We start from the raw sequence: 19,193 nt of genomic DNA on the forward strand, positions 1-19,193 counted from the left end.
GATGGAGCATTTCTTGATGATGTGGGCGCCGCAACTGGTCATTATCTGTGCGGTTTTATTTTTATTCGTTTACGCCTATCGCTTTAAAGATCCTTCCGATTAAATTTTGATTAATTCTGTGAATTTTCGGGTGTATATGTTCTAAGTGTAGTAAAATAAACAACGCAAAGAAGAAACCGGAGGGGAGCTAGAAGGAGGGAATCCTCAAGAATGGCAAAAAAGCGTTACACGAACATCGATAATATAAACACTGACAGATCGCTGAAGCAATTCAGGCAATGGCGCGAAGAGCGGCGCAGAAAGAAGAAAGACTATTCCTACATCATTCCGAACTCTCCGCCGCAGTTGGACTTTTTACAGGAAAATAAGACCGAACTTACAGTCACTTGGGTGGGTCACGCCACGTTTCTGATCCAGTATAAAGGTTTGAATATCGTAACTGATCCCGTATGGGCTGGCCGAATGGGGTTCCAACGCAGGCTTGGAACGCCGGGAATTCCAATTGGTGACGTTCCCGAGCTTGACGTTATTCTCATTTCTCATTCCCATTACGATCATATGCATATTTCCTCTATTCGCAAGTTATATGGAGCAAATACCCAGCTTATCGTACCGATCGGGCTTGCGCGCAAACTGCGGCGTAAAGGATTCAAGCGCGTGCAGGAGCTCAACTGGTGGGAGCATCTGGAGATTGGCGAGGCCAAAATTTCCTTCGTACCGACGCAGCATTGGACACGCCGCACGCTGTTTGACATGAATACGTCGCATTGGGGCGGATATGTGTTGGAGCCAGCGCGGATTAACGAAGGGGAGCAGGCGCAAGTTCTTTATTTTGCGGGTGATAGCGGTTATTTCCGAGGCTTTGAAGAGATTGGCAAGCGATACAATATCGATGTCGCGTTACTGCCTATCGGGGCCTATGAACCGGAGTGGTTCATGACCTCCCAGCATACGACTCCGGAGGAGGCGCTGCAAGCGTTCCTCGATGTCAAAGCCAAGCTGATGATTCCGATGCATTACGGCACGTTTCGATTAGCGGATGATACAGCCCGGGAGGCGTTGGATCGATTGGAGGAGGATCGGAAGCGCAGGGGAGTCGCCGAGGATTCCATCAAAATTTTGCTTCATGGCGAGACGCTACGCTATCCTGGAAGTGGGTAAGCAAACATAAGCTAATATAATCATTCAACGACTACAAAGACGCTCGTTCGCCGCGTCTTTTTTTTTGCGTGCAATTAGGTCTCTTCGGGGGCGATCGGCCATGATTTATGCTATAATGTTGACCAGTGTGTAATTTTGATAAAGGATGGTAATGCCGAAATGATAAGTACTACTGGTGTAACGCTCCGTTATGGAAAACGAGCACTTTTTGAAGATGTGAATATAAAGTTTACGCCGGGTAACTGCTATGGTCTTATCGGTGCGAACGGGGCAGGGAAATCGACCTTCCTCAAAATTTTGTCCGGAGAGATCGAGCCGAACCAAGGCGAAGTGCATATGACGCCGAATGAGCGCCTTGCGGTGCTGAAGCAGAACCATTATGAATATGACGAATACCCTGTCCTGGAAACCGTAATTATGGGACATACCCGTCTGTATTCCATTATGAAGGAGAAGGATGCTCTGTACGCCAAAGCCGATTTCTCTGAAGAGGACGGCATGCGGGCTGGAGAGCTTGAGGGAGAGTTCGCGGAACTGAACGGCTGGGATGCCGAGCCGGATGCGGCTGCGCTTCTTATCGGGCTGGGAATTCCACGTGAGCTCCATGACAAGAAGATGGCTGAGCTGAGCGGGAACGAGAAGGTTCGGGTACTCCTCGCTCAAGCGTTATTCGGCCGCCCGAACAATTTGCTGCTGGATGAGCCGACGAACCACTTGGATCTGGAATCTATTCAGTGGCTGGAAAACTTCCTCATGGACTATGAGGGAACAGTTATCGTCGTATCCCATGACCGTCACTTCCTGAACAAAGTATGTACGCATATTGCCGATATCGATTTCGGTAAAATTCAATTGTATGTCGGTAACTATGATTTCTGGTATGAATCCAGCCAATTGGCGTTGGCGCTTCAGCGTGACGCTAACAAGAAGAAGGAAGAGAAGATCAAGGAGCTTCAAGCGTTTATTCAGCGTTTCTCCGCGAATGCTTCGAAATCGAAGCAGGCTACATCCCGGAAGAAGCAGCTGGACAAAATCACGCTCGATGACATCCGCCCTTCGAACCGGAAGTATCCGTTCTTGAACTTTAAGTCGGAGCGGGAGGCTGGCAAGCAATTGCTTAGTGTTGAAGGCCTGACCAAGACGGTCGAAGGCGAGAAGGTGCTCGACAACATTAACTTTGTCGTGAATAAAGGGGATAAGATCGCCTTTGTCGGTCCGAACAGCATTCCGAAGACCACGTTTTTCCAAGTCGTCATGGGTGAGCTTGAAGCGGACGCGGGAGAATACAGCTGGGGCGTTACGACTTCACAAGCTTATTTCCCGAAAGATAACTCTCAATATTTCGATGGCGTTGACCTCAATCTTGTCGAATGGCTGCGGCAGTATTCCAATGACCAGGATGAGACCTTCCTTCGCGGCTTCTTGGGACGGATGCTGTTCTCCGGCGAAGAGGCGCTTAAGAAAGCAAGCGTGTTGTCCGGGGGCGAGAAGGTTCGCTGCATGCTGGCAAAAATGATGCTGAACGGCGCTAACGTACTCTTGTTCGACGAGCCGACGAACCACTTGGACTTGGAGTCCATCACGGCGCTGAATAACGGTTTGATCGATTTTGACGGAACGATTCTGTTTACGTCCCATGACCATCAATTCATCCAGACGATTGCCAACCGGATCATTGAGATTACGCCGAATGGCATCATTGATCGCGTCATGACGTATGATGAATATTTGGAGAGCGAAGAAATTCAAAACCTGCGCAAGCAAATGTATCCCGAAGAAAAGTAAGCGCAAGACTAACTCATAAACGCAAAAAAGTCCGTACAGGGATTATCCCTGCCGGACTTTTTTGCGTTTCGCGTGTCTCCTGCTCCTATGACCCGCCTGTGCGACGACGCTGGTTATTCGGCTTTTTCGTGTTCTGACTTTTCATAGCTTTTGTCTGCTGGGTTCCCGTAAATCCAGGCTTGTTCGCCGCTGCCTGCTGCTGCTTTTTTTGCTGCAGCTTTTGGCGCATAGCTTCGGCTAAATCAACTTTTCGCGGCTCATTGTTATCTGTCATGTCAATCATCTCCTATACGGAAAGGGGTTGTTCTTATTCTATACGTTTTTAAATTATTGGACAACGGGAATAATGAATAACGCTTTGCTTTAGCCTGGGGCAACACTGTTTCTCTAGACCCACACGAAGTTCATTTGCTACGATGATATAACAAATTTTGTTTTTATATATAGAGAAGGAGTTGGAGGTGCAGATTTGGACATTTATGACGAGATACGCAAAGGCGAGCGGGGTGCCTGGATCAGCATTTCTGCTTACTTAGTTCTGTCTGCATTTAAGCTGATCAGCGGTTACCTGTTTGCATCGAGCGCCCTTTTGGCAGATGGCTTCAACAACGTAACCGATATCGTTGCTTCCATTGCCGTATTAATAGGATTGCGCATCTCTCAGAAGCCGCCGGATTCCGATCATGCCTATGGGCATTTACGAGCTGAAACGATTGCCGCTTTAGTGGCCTCTTTTATTATGGCTATGGTTGGAATTCAAGTCATTTACGGTTCGATCCGTTCTTTGGTGGTAGGGGTAGAGGTTGAGCCGGATGTTCGGTCGGCCGCCGTCGCGCTGGTCTGTGCGGTGGCTATGTGGTTCGTCTATGCTTATAACCGCAGATTGGCGACGCAAATCAATAATCAGGCTTTGATGGCTGCAGCCAAGGATAATTTATCCGATGCTTTGGTGAGTATCGGCGCTGCGGTCGGCATTATTGGCGCCCAATTCGGCTTGCCGTGGTTAGATACCGTGGCGGCCTTTGCAGTAGGACTGTTAATCTGTAAAACAGCTTGGGATATATTTAGGGATTCAACGCATCGCTTGACCGACGGCTTCGATGAGAGCGAGCTTGGAGATTTGCGGAGCTCCATTGCAAGAATCCAAGGGGTTGAGGGCATAAGGGATGTGAAAGCGCGCGTCCATGGCAATCATGTGCTTGTTGATGTTGTTATCGAAGTAGATCCGCTGCTTACCGTAATGGAGAGTCATGAAATCAGCGACCGTGTTGAAGAGCAGATGCGGCGTATTCGCAACGTGATGCACGTTCACGTTCATGTTGAGCCGAAGGCGGAAGCCTAGAGGAAAGGGGCCATCCAAGTAACCTCCCTAAAATAAAAGCCGGACAGGAAAACATCGCTTTTTTCCGTCCGGTTTTTTGTGAGCATCTGTTTATTGAAGGAAAGTGGCGAGGCATATGCCTGCTACTTTCGGCAGATTATGGGCTTGTTCTACGATCCCAAACTGCCATAGGCAATTAGAAAATCACCTGCAGATCCTGTTGTTCGCCAATCAATCTTATAGAGATAATACTCCTTGCTGCTGTACCCTGTCGGTCGGAAAAATGCAGGATTCCATTAATCATCGCTGGTAATCATGCGGTCATTGCTTTCCCCTGGCGGTACCATCGGGTAAACATTTTGTTCTTCTTTCACATTGAATTCCATGAGTACAGGCCCAGGGGTGTTCAGACTTTGCTGGATGATTGCTTCCGCTTCCTGGGAAGTGCTCGCTCGCAAGCCAGTGACACCGTAGGACTTAGCGAAGGTGACGTAGTCCGGCGATGAAATTTGGACGGAGGAGTAGCGCTTTTGATAAAATAATTGCTGCCATTGCCGAACCATACCGAGGTATCCATTGTTCAATATGGCAATTTTGATCGGCAAATTATAGTCGACGGCAGTCATCATTTCCTGCAAATTCATCTGAAAGCTTCCATCACCCGTAATGCATAATACGGGTCTAGAGGGATCAGCGATTGCGGCTCCTATGGCAGCGGGGAAGCCGAAGCCCATTGTACCAAGGCCTCCTGAGGTTATGAAACGCCGCGGGCGAGCGAATTTATAGTGATGGGCAGTCCAGATTTGATGCTGTCCGACATCCGTAGCAACAATAGACTTACCCTGTGTATGCCGATCCAGAAGCGAGATAACCTCGCCCGGACTTAACAGTCCCTCTTCATTAGAATAATAGGGAACCTTCTTGGGCCATTCCGTTGCTTCGATTAACCAAGACGATGGATTTCTGCGGCTCCCAGCCAAAGGCAGCAAGCGGTTTAACAGCTCGCGGATATCGGCGGTTATACCTATTCCTGCCGGGATATTTTTATTTAATTCCGCACTATCAATATCAACGTGAATTTTCAATGATTCTGGCGAAAACGATTGAGCCTTACCTGACACGCGATCATTAAATCGCGTTCCGAGACAGAGCAAGAGGTCTGCTCGGTGAACCGCCCGATTGGCAGCAAATGTTCCATGCATGCCGACCATTCCCAAATACCAGGGATGCCTTGCCGGGAAGGCGCCGATTCCCATCAAAGTGCTTACGACGGGTATGCCTGTTAGTTCTACTAGAGAGAGCAGCGCCTCGGTAGCTCCAGAAGAAATGACGCCACCCCCGGCGAGAATGACTGGTCGCTGCGCCTGCATGATTGAATCCCAAACCTGGGCAATCTCTTCTTCTATGATCGGCGGAGCCGATTGATAGCCGCGGATATTCAGATGTTCAGCAGGCAAGAGCCCGCCTGTTGTTGCCGTCATCACATCCTTGGGCAGGTCGATAAGAACAGGGCCTGGTCTTCCCGTAGAGGCAATATGAAACGCTTCCTTGATGATGCGCGGCAGCTCTGCCACGTTCCTGACCACATAGTTATGCTTAGTAACATCCATGGTCATTCCGTAAATGTTCACTTCCTGAAAGCTGTCACGCCCAATTAATTGGGTGGATACTTGTCCCGTCAAGATGACCAGCGGAACGGAATCCATGAATGCATTGGCGATTCCTGTAATCGCGTTGGTTGCTCCCGGGCCGGAGGTGACCAGTGCGACCCCAGGTCTGCCCGTTACTCGGGCATAGCCGTCCGCTGCATGGATGGCTGCCTGCTCGTGCCGAGTTAATATATGCCGAATATCGGGGCAGTCGTACAGCACATCATAAATAGGGATGACCGCTCCGCCGGGGTAACCAAAGATCGTGTCTACTTTCTCTTCTATTAGACATTCCAGCAGCAATTGGGCACCGATGGATGGAGCTTGCCGGATCGTACTATTTTCTCTCATCAAGATCCCTCCAGTTTGTTATTTTGACCATTTTACTGCGATTCACGAACCACGGAAGTGACCCCGGTCATAGAGGGACGATGCGGATATAGAAAAAGGAGAGCAGCAGCCCTCCCCGATGAATGGATTTATTAGTTTTGTATTTGATGCGAAATTATGCTCTGCTTTGGCTGATTACGCCGCTTAACATTTTCATTCCGCCGTACAAAGTGTAGAAGAAGGAATCAGGTGCATGAAGCGAGAAGGAAAGGTATTGCTTCGGATCGATGCCAAGCATTTTTTCAAATAGGGCAGCGGTATCATAGGCATAGAAGCAGAAGTAAGTATATTGAAACTCCGGCATTTTCTCTGCAATCGTTACAATCTCATCAGCGTATAAATTAACATTGTTTCCAGCCTCAGCAATCATAGTTAGTGCATCGTCAAGCTCTAGAGAGATTTGGATTTTCTTCTCGTCGAGGACTGTAATATTGGCCACTTGACAACCCTCCTGCCAGTATTAAATTTTGCCGATTCTTACCTGAAAGGTAGTTGGCCCTTGTTCAATATAATCCCATGTAAATTTACCCGGATGCATAGATTCAAACTGAAAGCGAAGAGGCACAGGGTCATGATCATTGATAAGAAGCATGGCTTCACCTTGCTCTAAGTCGTTGAATGCGGCAAAAATCGTCTTATGCTTCAGTTGCGGCGGATATTCAGTTGCATTAACTGTCGTCTTAATATTGTTCATGCTTAATTCCTCCTGTAATTAAAATTTGATGTGTTTGCGATCATTATATCAATTCAGCATGATGACATTGTGATACAAATCACTTGTTATATAAAACTATAATGCTCTAAAACTAGGTACTTAGTAGGTGTTTTGTTCCAATAACACGAAAAACGACTTATTTAGACAATCTTCGACAAAGGATATAATGGTTAGAAGTTAAAAGAAAGGAGGAATTAACAGTAATACCCATAATCCCAATCGCATCTAGGAGGTTTTTTCATCAATGAAACGGAGTGTGGCTATATTATTATCCAGTGCCATCGCATTATCCATTTATTCAGCGATGCCAGCGGCGACAACAGCGGCTGCGTCCCAGCAAAGTGCTGCGCAGTCAGGTTTGATTGAGGCAGGAGTCAATTTACGGGACAAGCCCTCAATGTCTGGAAAGGTTATTGGCTTTTTGAAGAAAGGTACAGCGGTTCAAGTCCTGGAGGAAAGCAACGGTTATTTCTATAAGGTGAAAGATGCCAAGGGAAAGACCGGTTATGTCAGCGCAGCTCCTAAATATATCACGGTTCAAGGTACAGCAACGAAACCAGAGGCTTCAAACGAATGGAGCGGCCGCGTCATCTACGGAGTGAATCTGCGCAGCTTGCCTTCCACATCGGGCAAGGTTATCAAAATGCTGAAGAAGGGCACCCGTGTAACCATTTTGGAAGAAAGCAACAAATCATTTTATAAAGTAAGAACCGATGAAGGACTGACCGGATATGTCAGCTCATCGAATAAATATATGGAAATTAGCGGGGAACCAGCGTCTCAGCCGTCTGTTCCAGCGAACATCAAGGAGCAGGTAGATCAAGTTATCCGAACGGGAAAGAAGTATTTGGGGACTCCCTACGAATTTGGATCCAACCGGAATACGACAACTACCTTTGACTGCTCTGATTTCGTGAGACATATTTATAAAGAGGCTTTGGGAATTACATTGCCGTCCGACTCCCGGAAGCAGGGCGCCTGGATCAAGGAGAACAGTCAGCCGGTCTATCGCATAAGTGATCTGAAGGCAGGCGATCTTGTCTTCTTTATGAGCTACAAAGGCTCATCCGCTTCAGCTTATAAAGGGATTGACAAGAACAGCGAACGGATCACGCATGTTGCCATGTATATCGGAGACGGCCAACTGCTGCAAACCTATTCCGTCAAATCCGGCGGCGTCCGAATCGATAAGCTAAGCGGTTCATGGGAACACCGCTTCTTATTCGGTGGAAGTGTGTTACAATAATTTTCCTTTCACCGTTTTTAACTCAAAATCGCTCCGCAGAACTTAGGGAATCCCTTTGTTCGGCGGAGCGATTTCGTGCATCATAGGTATATCCTGTGTTATATATTAGCTATAGTCTGGAACGTAGTTTGGCACCATAATCCAGGCTTTGCCCAGCCAAGTGTATATTTCTACCCAATCGTCGATGACTTGACCGGTTGGATGTACAAATTGAGGAGCAAGGGCACTCAAAACGTCTCCCTTCGGATTACTATACAAATTAGTAATGCTCATTAATTCAATAGGATTCGGGGCAATCACGGTTTCGCCAATCTGAATGATCGGCTCCTCAAGAGTCGGTAGCGGTGTCACTGTTTCTGCCTCATCTTCTGCTGCTGCGGCAGCGGTAGCCAGAGCGGCGGAGACAAGTAGGGAAGCGGTAATAGCTGCAAATTTTTTCAATCGAAACTCCTCCTTGAATATATTTGGTTGTATCTTGTTCGTACTTATGTAATAAACAATCAAGCAACTTAAGAATCATTTAAAATGATAGTTTTTAATAAATGAATGGAAGGAGAGACACGAGTGTGAGAAAAAAGCGGTCTAACTTGGGATTGCGGCTGCTCCTGTTCCTGCTGATATTAATATTTCTCGCGGCAGCTGCGATATGGTACATACGACCGGAGCGTACGCTGGATATGAATTACTCGGAAATACAGTGGAAGGACAAGCTTGTTGGGATGATTGAAACTCGCAAGCCGGAAATTGTAATCACTGAGGAAGAGTTCAATCATTTGGCCAAGAAGAAGCTTGCTGAGGCATTAAGGAGTCAAGAGCATCCCGTAGCGATCACCGGAACACAGTTGCAGTTCTCGGGCAACCAGCTTACAGTTCATCTCAATGCCGCATGGGGTCCTATGGAATTCGGCGCAGCGGTTCAGTATGCCATGGAATATTCAGCTAGGAAAGTAGTTATCACTCCTGAGGCCGTGAAGGTGAAGGATCTGTCTTTATCTCCGGGCTTGTTCGGGCTGGAGCAGATAGAGATCGACCCGGGCCCTTATTTGCCCGATCCCGTTACGGTAAAGGGTATGGTCTTCCATGATCGGCAAATCACGGTCAAGCTTACGCTGGACTGGCTCGAAATTGCCAAGTATTTATCTTCTTACTAACAATAAAGGCGGCCTTCGCAGAAGAGCCGCCTTTATTGATTCTAACCTTTTACCTAACTCATTGGCATAATCTATATGATGTAGTTCTGGATGGCTTGCCAGTTAAAGTGAACGGCTGCGTCCAGTAAAGAGAGAGATCACGAATAATACTAGGAAGATGAAGAATAGCACTTTAGCGATTGAGGCTGCGGCAGCTACAATGTTAAAGAATCCGAAAATTCCTGCAATGATGGCTACCATCAGAAAAATAACTGACCATTTCAACATGAGAATCACCTTTCCTTCATAGTAAAATAGTGTAGTATGAAGCTTAAAGCGACATAGGTGCAACCTGTGTAAAATGACCTATGCGGGAGGGATTGCAAATTTGGTGCTCCGTCGCTTGTAGTTGTCATTAACCGGGGGAAATCCGGATGAAACAGGAGGAAAACTTTCGAGAAATGTCGGAACAAAGGCGTTGTTTCGCCCCGAAAAACCAAGGGTAACTAAGGAGTAGCGACTCCGAAGTCAGGACAGGAAAGAGAGGGAATGATATGATTTGGCAAATAAGTGTGGCACTCATCGCGGTAGCATTTGTAGTACTAGTCATATTCCTGGTGAAAACTTTGAAGGCAGCGGAGAAGTCTCTGGATAAAACGACCCAGACGCTGCAGGAAATCCAGAAGACGGTGGATGAGCTTAGCTATGAAGTTAAACAGGTCGTTAGACAGGCTAACAGCATTACCGAGGATGTCGAGCATAAGATGAAGCAGCTCGATCCCGTATTGGAATCCGTAAAAAACGTTGGAGACGTGCTGAATGAAGTGACGCTTGCCGCCAAGCAGGTATCGACGTCGCTGATCGGAAGAATGAAGAAAACCTCACATAAAGCAGCAAGCAAGACTGGGGCGGAACAAATTGTACGGGAAGAACATCCGATTGACCGCTCCATGCATACTTATGGCTCGACCTATGATCACGCTGCAGCTTCTAAGTCAGAGCCTGGTTGGATGAAGTGGGTGGACATCGCTTCCGGCGTATGGCATAAATACCGGTCGTAAATTCATGAAAAAGGATCGGATCGGCAAGTCTCCAGAAAGAGGTGAGAACGATGCTGAACATCATGTTACTGCTTGTACTCCTTACTGCTGCAAGTCAAAATCCGGCAACCGTGGACAGCGTTCCGCAGCTTTCTACGAAGCTTGCCCTTTCGCAGCAATCCTCTTCTGAACGATCCATGCTAGGTGAAGACAAAGAATCTTTACCGATCGGCGAGTTTCATTCTATGGGCGACGTGACTTTGTACGATGATCGGGAAAGTGTCGTCCGAAAGAAAGGGAAACCGTTATCGGTCAATAAAAATGTTTATTCCGGTTATACCGAATATCAGTATAAGGATATTACGGTCGGCTTGTACGAGGATATGGTTTATTACGTGCATATCGATGCATCCCCCGAGAAAATCAAGGTAAATGGAAAGTGGCTGGTTCTGCATAAGCAGGAGCTTAAGCAGGCCTTCGGCGAGCCAGACTTTGAGGCGGAAGACGGGGATGTGTACATCCGTGATCTGGCGGCTATCAAAATATATCGTGATCCTGCAACGAAAGCGATTGTGGGCGTGGACTTGTTTGATACGATTGCATTTTAAGACCTCGTACAGAAGGTCAAGTAATCATGTTTCAAGTCGTTAAGAGAAGGGTAATTACAGCCATAGCGACAGAGAAGGATAGGATTTCATAATAGACAAAGGAGAGTGCTGACGATGAGTATGACGGATAAGAAGAAGTCTTATGCCAAGGTTGTGCAGAACGGGGTTCAGGCGGTAGAAGCTGTTAACGAGCTGCGAGCTGCCGGGTATGTAAGAGATCATATCTATGTTCTCGCTCATGACCAGGATCGTACAGAACGAATTGCAGACACATCCGATGCTAAGGAAATCGGTATTAAGGAAGAAGGCGTCTTTGATGCCATTGCCAACTTGTTCCGTTCGCGGGGCGACGAATTGCGTGCTAAAATAGTTTCGCTTGGATTTACAGAGACAGAGGCTGCCTTTTATGAGAAGGAACTGGATCTCGGCAAAGTGCTTGTGATCGCAAGATATACAGCGTAAATGAACGGGAGCTTCCAGCCTGATACTATAATCTTAAACCATAGATAAGGAATGGGGAAACTGCACTCCCCCATTCCTTATCTATGTTTATTAAGATAGAGTAGTAGCTATAGTTGAAAAATTCAGCTTTAATGCGAGGAGAAATCAATGAAAATATTAATTGTGGATGATAATCCAACAAATATAATCATCATTAGAGAAATCTTGAAGAAAGAAAATTATAGAAATACAACGGCGGCATCCTCAGCCGCAGAGATGTTCCAGCAGTTGGGGATTCAGGAGGATAATGCCGAGCTAATGCCCGGTTCGTCGGATATTGATTTGATACTGCTTGATATGATGATGCCGGAAATGGACGGCATAACCGCCTGTCGCGTCATTCAGCAATATGAGGGGCTTAAAGATATTCCGATTATTATGGTTACTGCCATAGGGGATTCGAAGAAACTCGCCGAAGCGCTGGACGCCGGTGCGGTTGACTATGTGACCAAGCCGATTAATAAAGTGGAGCTCATGGCGAGAATACGGCTGGCGCTAAGGCTAAAGCAGGAGAAAGATTGGCATAAAGAGAGAGATCAGCGGATTCAGGAGGAATTGAAGCTGGCTGCCTTAGTGCAAAATGCAGTTCTTAGCTCAGCTCTTGAAGACCCGCTATTCGAAATTGACGCCCTATACAAGCCGTCCTTTGAGCTGGCTGGAGATCTGTATTCATGGTATCCGCTCGGTGAGGGGAGATACGGCATTATATTACTGGACATGATGGGACACGGAATTTCCTCGTCCTTATTTTGCGTGTTCATCGCTTCTGTCCTTAAGGATACGGTCAGCACCTACGTGGAGCCTGAAAAAGTCGTGCAGGAGTTAAACCGGCGCTTTAATCAGCTCCATATCGAGAACCAATTGGTTCAGTATTATTTTACGGCGATCTATCTTGTCGTCGATACGAAGCATAAGAAGATCGATTATGTGAACGCCGGTCATCCGCCTGCATTGTTTTTCCAAAGCGAAGGAGAGGTGCTCAGACTAGAAACGGTATGTCCGCCCGTCGGCTTGTTCGACAAGATGGAGACAGCGACCCATACGATTACTTATGAAGGGGAAGGCCATCTCGTGCTGTATACCGACGGATTGATGGAGGTTATGGATGGAACGCAAGAGGAGCAGATCGAGTTTTTGGAGCAGACTTTAAGCGGAAGCCATATGTTGGACAAGGATATGATGCAGCGTCTATTTTTTGATGAAGGGCAGCCGCAGGAGCGGGAGGACGATAAATGTCTCGTATGGATTAGGCTCAAAGAAGGAGAGGGAAGCGCATGAAGATCAGGAGCAAGTTAATTATCGGCTTTAGTTCACTTCTAATCATTATGCTGGTGCTAACATTCGTCAGTTATGATCGGATGCATTTTATGAATGCTCAGCTGAAGAATGTGTATTCGGAAGGCTACTTGAAAGTTAAGGCCTCTACCGACATGCGCGGCGATGTGAACGATATTGCTCGAATCTTCACGAATATGGTGCAGGTGAGGAATCAGGACTATATCGTTCAGGAGCGAAACAAGCTGGAGAAGAAAGGGGAGTCGGCGAAGCAAAATCTGCAGTTTCTGCAGGACAGCTTGGTCACCGGCGAAGATCGCCAAATTATTACGCTGATTGAGGAAGCGACCCTGGACTTCGAAGGTTACCAAGCCCGGCTTTTGACGCTGCTGCTTAATGGAGAATATGACAGAGCCAATGACTATCGGATTTCCTCTGGTCAAGGTATTCAGGATCACTTGCTAAATACGTTGAATGAGCTGAGAGATTACTTGGATATCCAAATTGAAGCAGAAATAAATAAGGCTAACCAAGCGTACGAGAGCTCAATCCAGATAACGATTGCTACAATGGCAGTCGGTCTCTTGCTAGGATTAGCGATCGTACTGTGGGTGCTGCCGAGCATTACTAAGGGATTTAATATCGTAAACAGCATGATCAAGCATTTCGGCAAGGAGCAATGGGATGATATTAGATCCATCCCGGTGCAATCCAAAGATGAAATCGGCAGTGTAGCGCAGGTATTCCAAGAACTGACGGAGGATCTTCGGGAGAAACAAGACCTTGAGAAGAAGTTCATGCAGCAGCAGAAGGATTTGACTTGGGTCAACTCTAATTTAGCGCGGATTACCGAACTGCTTCATGGCATTAATTCACTGGAGCAAATATCGCAAATGTTTATTAACGAGTTTACTCCGATCCTCGGGGGCAAGGTGGGTGCTGTCTATATCCGGAAAGAGGCCGAAAATCCGGATGAGCTGCATTTGGCAGGAGCCTATGCCAAGGTCGGGGAGTTGGAGTCACCAGCGATGTTCAAAATCGGTGAAGGCCTCATTGGCCAAGTGGCTCTGGATCAGAAGCCGTTATCGTTGAAAGATACGCCGTCTAATTACTTATCCGTACGCTCTGCCCTGGGGGAAGCCAAGCCTTCGCATGTTCTGATTTTTCCGATCTTATTCGAAGATGAATTGCTGGGCGTTGTTGAGTTGGCGAATCTGGATCAATTTACGCCGCTGGAAGAGCAGCTGCTATCAGAGTTGACGATCAATTTAGGCGTCGTACTAAATAACGTGAACCGCAGGCTGCGGGTCGAAGAGCTGCTGCGTGAATCGCAGGCTCTGACAGAAGAACTGCAGGTACAATCGGAAGAGCTCCAGACACAGCAGGAGGAGCTTCGCCGTTCCAATGAAGCCATGGAGAAGCAAACAGCGGCTTTGAAGCGTTCCGAAGAGCTGCTGCAGCGGCAGCAGGAGGAACTGGAGCACTACAATACCGAGTTGATTGCCAAGACTCGTGCCCTTGAAGAACAAGTGCAGGAAGTCAAGGAGAAGAATGAAGAAATCGAGAAAACGAAAGATGAATTAGAGCGTCATGCATCCCAACTTGCTGTGACGAGTAAATATAAGTCGGAGTTTTTAGCGAATATGTCCCATGAACTGCGCACGCCTCTTAACAGTTTACTTATTTTGTCACAGCTGCTTTCGGAGAATAAAAGTAATAATTTGACGCCTAAGCAGGTGGAATACGCTCATACCATCCATATGTCAGGCACGGATTTACTGAAAATGATCGATGAGATTCTCGATTTATCGAAGGTAGACGCGGGCAAGATGGAAGTGAACGAGGAACAGGTCGACATTGAAGAGCTGGAAAGGTTCGTGGAGCATAATTTCCGGCCCGTGGCGGAGAGCAAAGGGATCGGGCTGCGAATTGAAGTCAGTCCAGAGGTGCCGGAGCGCATTACGACCGATGGACATCGGGTGAAGCAGGTATTGCGTAATTTGCTCTCTAATGCCTTTAAATTTACGAATGAGGGAGAGGTCGCGTTCTTGGTCAAGGCGGCTTCCCCGGACGAGCTTCCAAGTTATTTGGAGCATAATCGCGATTATTTGGCGCTAACCGTCAAGGATACCGGAATTGGCGTGCCTAAGGATAAGACGGATTTGATCTTTGAAGCCTTTCAACAAGTGGACGGAACGACGAGCCGTAAATATGGCGGAACGGGCTTGGGGCTGTCGATCAGCCGTGGGCTGTCCGCTCTTCTTGGCGGCGGAATCGCTTTGGAAACCAAGGAAGGGGAGGGCAGCAGCTTTACGCTCTACCTGCCTAAGGAAGCCGGCTCCAAGTTGTTTGGAGCTAACAGGGAGGCGGCTGCTACATCTACTGCGGCTATCGGAGCGCAAATGAGGCAGGGAGCCTACGCGCTGCCTGTACCGGCAGATGATCCAGTTCCTGTATCCAATCCAATTGATGATGACCGGGAAGCTATTGAAACAGAGGATAAAGTGCTGTTAATTATCGAAGATGATGTTGTATTTGCCAAAATCCTGCTCGAGATGACCCGTAATCATGGCTTTAAAGGACTTGTAGCCGTACAGGGGGACGAGGGACTGCGGCTTGTTCGTCAATATTTGCCGGATGCGATCATTTTGGATATTCAGCTGCCGGTAATGGACGGCTGGTCGATTCTTAATGAACTAAAAAGCGATGCTAAGACAAGGCATATTCCCGTGCATGTCATCTCCGTTGTGGATGACGTGAAACAGGGATTAATGATGGGAGCCATCGCCTACCTGCGCAAGCCATCCTCCCGGGAGCATCTCGAAAGGGCCTTTACCTATATCGAGTCCTATACGGAGAAGAGCCTGAAGCAATTGCTCGTTGTCGAAGACGACGAAATTCAGCAAAAGTCTATCATCGAATTGATCGGGCACGATGATGTAGCAATCACGGCTGTATCCACAGGGGCAGAGGCGCTTCAAGAGCTGCGCATGAAGCATTATGATTGCATGGTGCTTGATTTAATGCTGACGGATATGACCGGGTTCGAATTGCTCGACCAAATCCGTGATGATGAGAATTTGAATGATTTGCCGATCATTATTTATACTGGCAAGGATTTGGATTCTAAAGAAGAGACTAGGCTGCGTAAGTATGCCGAATCGATTATTATCAAGGACGTGAAATCACCGGAGCGGCTGCTGGACGAGACGACGCTGTTCCTACACCGCGTGGAGGCGAACCTCCCGGAGGACAAGCGGAAGATCCTCCAGAAGCTGCATAACAAGGAGGAATTGTTTGAAGGCAAGAAGATTTTGCTTGTCGACGATGACGTACGCAACGTATTCGCTCTCTCCAGCGTGCTTGAAGGCTACAGGATGAACGTTGTATATGCTGAAAATGGCAGAGAGGCGCTTGAAGTCTTAGATGAACAGGGGGATTTTGACCTGATTCTGATGGATATGATGATGCCGGAAATGGATGGTTATGAAGCGATGCGTCGCATTCGCGAGAAGCCGGAGTTTGCGAAGCTTCCTATCATTGCATTGACCGCCAAGGCGATGAAAGAGGATCGCTCCAAATGCATTGAAGCTGGTGCCTCCGATTATGTGAAGAAGCCGATCCAAACGGATCAATTACTCTCATTAATGCGCGTTTGGTTGTATTCGTAAGCAGATTTGCGGGGTAATAGTATTTATAGAGGTAGTAATATGTATTTATATTGGAAAGTGGAGTTGAACACATGTCATCCAGTGATTTCATAGATTTAGAAGAGGATATGCCTTACGATGCCAGCGAAAGCGAGCGGGAGAATATTGAGATTGAGCTGCTGCTGGAGGGGATTCATCGGCTTTACGGATACGATTTCCGAAATTATGCCGTTCCCTCCTTGCGCAGAAGAATATGGCATCATGTCCATTCCGAGCAGTTGAAGACGATATCCGGGTTGCAGGAGAAAATTTTTCATGACCGGGATTGCTTTGAACGCTTTGTCTACAATTTGTCTATCTCCGTGACGGAAATGTTCCGTGATCCGAACCTGTTTCGGGTATTTCGGGAAAAGGTAATCCCTATGCTCCGAACCTATCCCTATATTCGTATTTGGCATGCCGGCTGCTCCACGGGAGAAGAGGTATATTCCATGGCTATACTGCTTCATGAGGAAGGCCTCTATGACAAAGCCCGCATTTATGCTACCGATATGAATGACCGGTCTTTGCAAATGGCCAAAGAGGGGATCGTCGGTATTCAAAAAATGAAGCAGTACACGAAAAATTACTTGGAGGCGGGCGGAACTCGCTCGTTCTCCGAGTATTATACAGCGAAATATAACTCGGTTATTTTCCAGCCTTTTTTACGCAAAAACATCATTTTTTCCGAACATAACTTGGCCACAGATCGATCCTTCAATGAGTTTAATGTCATATTTTGTCGTAATGTGATGATTTATTTTGATGAAACGCTGCGAAATCGTGTTCATGGCCTTTTTCACGAAAGCTTGAGTCATTTTGGCATACTTGTGCTTGGGGCTAAGGAATCAATTCATTTTACGGACTTCACGGACAGCTACGAGGCATTGGATCGTGAAGAGAAAATATATCGAAAGATCAAATGATCTTTTGACAGTATGATTGGCAGGAGGATTTCATGGGGGTTGAAGAACCGATTCACATTTTGTTGGTAGACGACCGTCCTGAGAATTTAATGGCCCTGGAAGCTGTGCTGGGTAGCGAGCAGTACAAGCTTGTGATGGCCACTTCGGGTCAAGAGGCGCTCAAATATTTGCTTAAGGATAATTTTGCGGTGATTGTACTCGATGTGCAGATGCCCGGAATGGACGGGATTGAGACGGCCAAGCTAATCAAGGCACGCGATAAGACGAAGGATATTCCGATTATTTTCATTTCGGCAAACAGCAAGGATGCCGAGCATTTATTCGAGGGCTATTCAGCGGGAGCCATCGATTATATGGTTAAGCCGTTTATTCCGCAAATTTTAAAATCGAAAATCGATGGCTTTGTCGACATGTACATCACGAATCAACGCCATAAAACTCAGAGCATGCTGCTGCAACAGAAGACCCAGGAGCTGGAGCGGATCAATGATGAATTGGTGCAGGCCAAGGAAGCAGCGGAGATTGCCGCGAAGGCCAAGACAGAATTCCTAGCCATGATGAGCCATGAGATCCGTACTCCGATGAACGGTGTCATTGGCATGATAGATTTATTGCTTGAGACCGAACTGCAGGAAGAGCAGAAGGAGTATGCGGAGATTATTCGTAATAGCGCGAACACATTAGTGACGATTATTAATGATATTCTCGATTTCACCAAGATGGAATCCGGCAAGATGGAGCTGGAGGAAAGCCCGTTTGAACTGCGGGCCGGAATCCAGGAGGTATTCAATCTGTTCTCCATGGATGCGAACCGGAAAGGGCTGGAACTCGTATATTTCATGGATGACAGCATTCCGCAAATTTTATATGGGGACATGGGACGAATACGTCAGGTGCTGATTAATTTGATCGCTAATGGGATTAAATTTACCGACCAGGGCGGCATTTATTTAGTCGTATCGGCCGGTAACGACACGGATGAGAAGGATAACCTCCTGCTGGAATTCACGGTAAAGGATACAGGGATTGGCATTGCTCCCGATAAAGTAGACAAGCTCTTCAAACCGTTCTCCCAATTGGATTCGTCCATGACGAGAAAATATGGCGGAACCGGCTTAGGCCTCGCTATTTGCCAGACGCTAGTGCAACTGATGGGCGGCGATATTCGGATCGAGCCCCAGGAGGAGAAGGGGGCAACCTTTACTTTTTCGGTGCAGGTGCGTAATTATGCAGAGGAGGATGAAGTGTCGTATTATTGCCCAGGCGTTTCGGCAGAAGGGCAGTCTCTGCACACGGATCGGATGCTCGTCGTCGATGATCATCCGATCAATCAGCGTCTTATGGTCAGCATGCTGAATAAGCTGGGCTATGAAGCCGACGTAGCGGAAGATGGTGCCCAAGCTGTGCAGATGGCTTTAGAAGGAGAGGGCTATTCATTTATTTTCATGGATTTGCAAATGCCCGTCATGGATGGACTCGAGGCGACGAGGCGGATTCGTGACGCTCATCATTCGGGACCGTCGCCTGTCATTATCGCGATGACCGCAAATATAATGGAGGGGATCAGAAGCAAATGCCTGAAGGCGGGAATGAATGATTATATCAGCAAGCCAGTGAAGCTCAGTTCCGTAAGAAAAATGGTTGCTAAGCACATCAGCGGGTCAGTCCATGGATCTATGAAGCATTTCCCAGAGACATATCAAGAGAGTGTGGTTGATTCATAAGTAGTTCGTTTGGGTTATGAATAGAGAAAACAT

At 47.3% G+C, this 19,193-nt stretch carries 19 protein-coding genes; 13 read left to right on the forward strand and 6 right to left on the reverse strand.

Annotated features, from left to right (window positions below; translation table 11 throughout):
* Position 1: 1 nt before the first annotated feature.
* The 3 genes from cydS (at position 2) to CZ379_RS09110 (ending at position 2,946) form a co-directional block, all read left to right on the forward strand.
* The gene (gene cydS / locus CZ379_RS27155; protein ID WP_407668626.1) at positions 2-103 is read left to right on the forward strand and encodes a cytochrome bd oxidase small subunit CydS family protein; all 102 of its coding nucleotides are present in this window, start codon (positions 2-4) and stop codon (positions 101-103) included.
* Positions 104-210: 107 nt separating this feature from the next.
* Positions 211-1,161, forward strand: a complete 951-nt coding sequence (locus CZ379_RS09105; protein WP_110931350.1) for an MBL fold metallo-hydrolase — start codon at positions 211-213, stop codon at positions 1,159-1,161.
* Positions 1,162-1,320: 159 nt separating this feature from the next.
* Complete coding sequence (locus tag CZ379_RS09110; RefSeq protein ID WP_110931351.1) at positions 1,321-2,946, forward strand: ABC-F family ATP-binding cassette domain-containing protein; 1,626 nt, start codon at positions 1,321-1,323, stop codon at positions 2,944-2,946.
* Between the two features lie 85 nt (positions 2,947-3,031).
* Here CZ379_RS09110 and CZ379_RS09115 read toward each other — a convergent pair whose 3' ends face one another.
* Positions 3,032-3,220 carry a hypothetical protein gene (locus tag CZ379_RS09115; RefSeq protein ID WP_110931352.1) on the reverse strand — a complete coding sequence of 63 codons (189 nt, stop codon included), beginning with the start codon at positions 3,218-3,220 and terminating at the stop codon, positions 3,032-3,034.
* A gap of 195 nt (positions 3,221-3,415) precedes the next feature.
* On the opposite strand from CZ379_RS09115, the gene CZ379_RS09120 reads away from it, so the two are divergent.
* A complete protein-coding gene (locus CZ379_RS09120) occupies positions 3,416-4,288 on the forward strand; it encodes a cation diffusion facilitator family transporter (protein ID WP_110931353.1) in 873 nt (290 codons plus the stop codon).
* 275 nt (positions 4,289-4,563) lie between these two features.
* Here CZ379_RS09120 and ilvB read toward each other — a convergent pair whose 3' ends face one another.
* From ilvB to CZ379_RS09135, 3 genes are all read right to left on the reverse strand, one after another.
* Positions 4,564-6,267 carry a biosynthetic-type acetolactate synthase large subunit gene (ilvB, locus tag CZ379_RS09125; protein ID WP_110931354.1) on the reverse strand — a complete coding sequence of 568 codons (1,704 nt, stop codon included), beginning with the start codon at positions 6,265-6,267 and terminating at the stop codon, positions 4,564-4,566.
* Between the two features lie 154 nt (positions 6,268-6,421).
* The gene (locus CZ379_RS09130; protein ID WP_110931355.1) at positions 6,422-6,745 is read right to left on the reverse strand and encodes a hypothetical protein; all 324 of its coding nucleotides are present in this window, start codon (positions 6,743-6,745) and stop codon (positions 6,422-6,424) included.
* A gap of 21 nt (positions 6,746-6,766) precedes the next feature.
* On the reverse strand, positions 6,767-7,000 hold the full coding sequence (locus CZ379_RS09135) for a DUF2249 domain-containing protein (RefSeq protein WP_110931356.1): 234 nt from the start codon (positions 6,998-7,000) through the stop codon (positions 6,767-6,769).
* Positions 7,001-7,265: 265 nt separating this feature from the next.
* On the opposite strand from CZ379_RS09135, the gene CZ379_RS09140 reads away from it, so the two are divergent.
* Complete coding sequence (locus tag CZ379_RS09140) at positions 7,266-8,267, forward strand: C40 family peptidase (protein ID WP_110931357.1); 1,002 nt, start codon at positions 7,266-7,268, stop codon at positions 8,265-8,267.
* A 105-nt stretch (positions 8,268-8,372) separates the two neighbouring features.
* Here the strand turns inward: CZ379_RS09140 and CZ379_RS09145 are convergent, their stop codons facing one another.
* The gene (locus tag CZ379_RS09145; protein WP_110931358.1) at positions 8,373-8,708 is read right to left on the reverse strand and encodes a hypothetical protein; all 336 of its coding nucleotides are present in this window, start codon (positions 8,706-8,708) and stop codon (positions 8,373-8,375) included.
* Between the two features lie 125 nt (positions 8,709-8,833).
* On the opposite strand from CZ379_RS09145, the gene CZ379_RS09150 reads away from it, so the two are divergent.
* A complete protein-coding gene (locus tag CZ379_RS09150; RefSeq protein WP_110931359.1) occupies positions 8,834-9,418 on the forward strand; it encodes a hypothetical protein in 585 nt (194 codons plus the stop codon).
* A 102-nt stretch (positions 9,419-9,520) separates the two neighbouring features.
* On the opposite strand, the gene CZ379_RS09155 is transcribed toward CZ379_RS09150, so the two are convergent.
* A complete protein-coding gene (locus CZ379_RS09155) occupies positions 9,521-9,685 on the reverse strand; it encodes a DUF1328 domain-containing protein (protein WP_110931360.1) in 165 nt (54 codons plus the stop codon).
* Positions 9,686-9,951: 266 nt separating this feature from the next.
* Between CZ379_RS09155 and CZ379_RS09160 the strand changes: the two genes are divergently transcribed.
* The 7 genes from CZ379_RS09160 (at position 9,952) to CZ379_RS09190 (ending at position 19,160) form a co-directional block, all read left to right on the forward strand.
* A complete protein-coding gene (locus tag CZ379_RS09160) occupies positions 9,952-10,458 on the forward strand; it encodes a DUF948 domain-containing protein (RefSeq protein WP_110931361.1) in 507 nt (168 codons plus the stop codon).
* A gap of 50 nt (positions 10,459-10,508) precedes the next feature.
* On the forward strand, positions 10,509-11,045 hold the full coding sequence (locus tag CZ379_RS09165) for a hypothetical protein (RefSeq protein WP_110931362.1): 537 nt from the start codon (positions 10,509-10,511) through the stop codon (positions 11,043-11,045).
* Between the two features lie 114 nt (positions 11,046-11,159).
* Positions 11,160-11,507, forward strand: a complete 348-nt coding sequence (locus CZ379_RS09170) for a YflT domain-containing protein (protein WP_110931363.1) — start codon at positions 11,160-11,162, stop codon at positions 11,505-11,507.
* A gap of 147 nt (positions 11,508-11,654) precedes the next feature.
* Positions 11,655-12,824: a PP2C family protein-serine/threonine phosphatase gene (locus tag CZ379_RS09175; RefSeq protein WP_110931364.1), complete on the forward strand. Its 1,170-nt coding sequence runs from the start codon at positions 11,655-11,657 to the stop codon at positions 12,822-12,824.
* Positions 12,821-16,492, forward strand: coding sequence for a response regulator (locus tag CZ379_RS09180; RefSeq protein WP_110931365.1), 3,672 nt, complete (start codon positions 12,821-12,823; stop codon positions 16,490-16,492). Before CZ379_RS09175 ends, CZ379_RS09180 begins: the two co-directional genes overlap by 4 nt.
* Before the next feature lie 71 nt (positions 16,493-16,563).
* Positions 16,564-17,436: a CheR family methyltransferase gene (locus CZ379_RS09185; protein WP_110931366.1), complete on the forward strand. Its 873-nt coding sequence runs from the start codon at positions 16,564-16,566 to the stop codon at positions 17,434-17,436.
* Between the two features lie 32 nt (positions 17,437-17,468).
* Entirely contained in the window at positions 17,469-19,160 is a 1,692-nt protein-coding gene (locus CZ379_RS09190; RefSeq protein ID WP_110931367.1) for a response regulator, read from the forward strand.
* The last annotated feature ends 33 nt before the right edge of the window (positions 19,161-19,193 follow it).

This window comes from Paenibacillus bouchesdurhonensis (genome assembly GCF_900155685.1).
Taxonomy (GTDB): domain Bacteria; phylum Bacillota; class Bacilli; order Paenibacillales; family Paenibacillaceae; genus Fontibacillus; species Fontibacillus bouchesdurhonensis.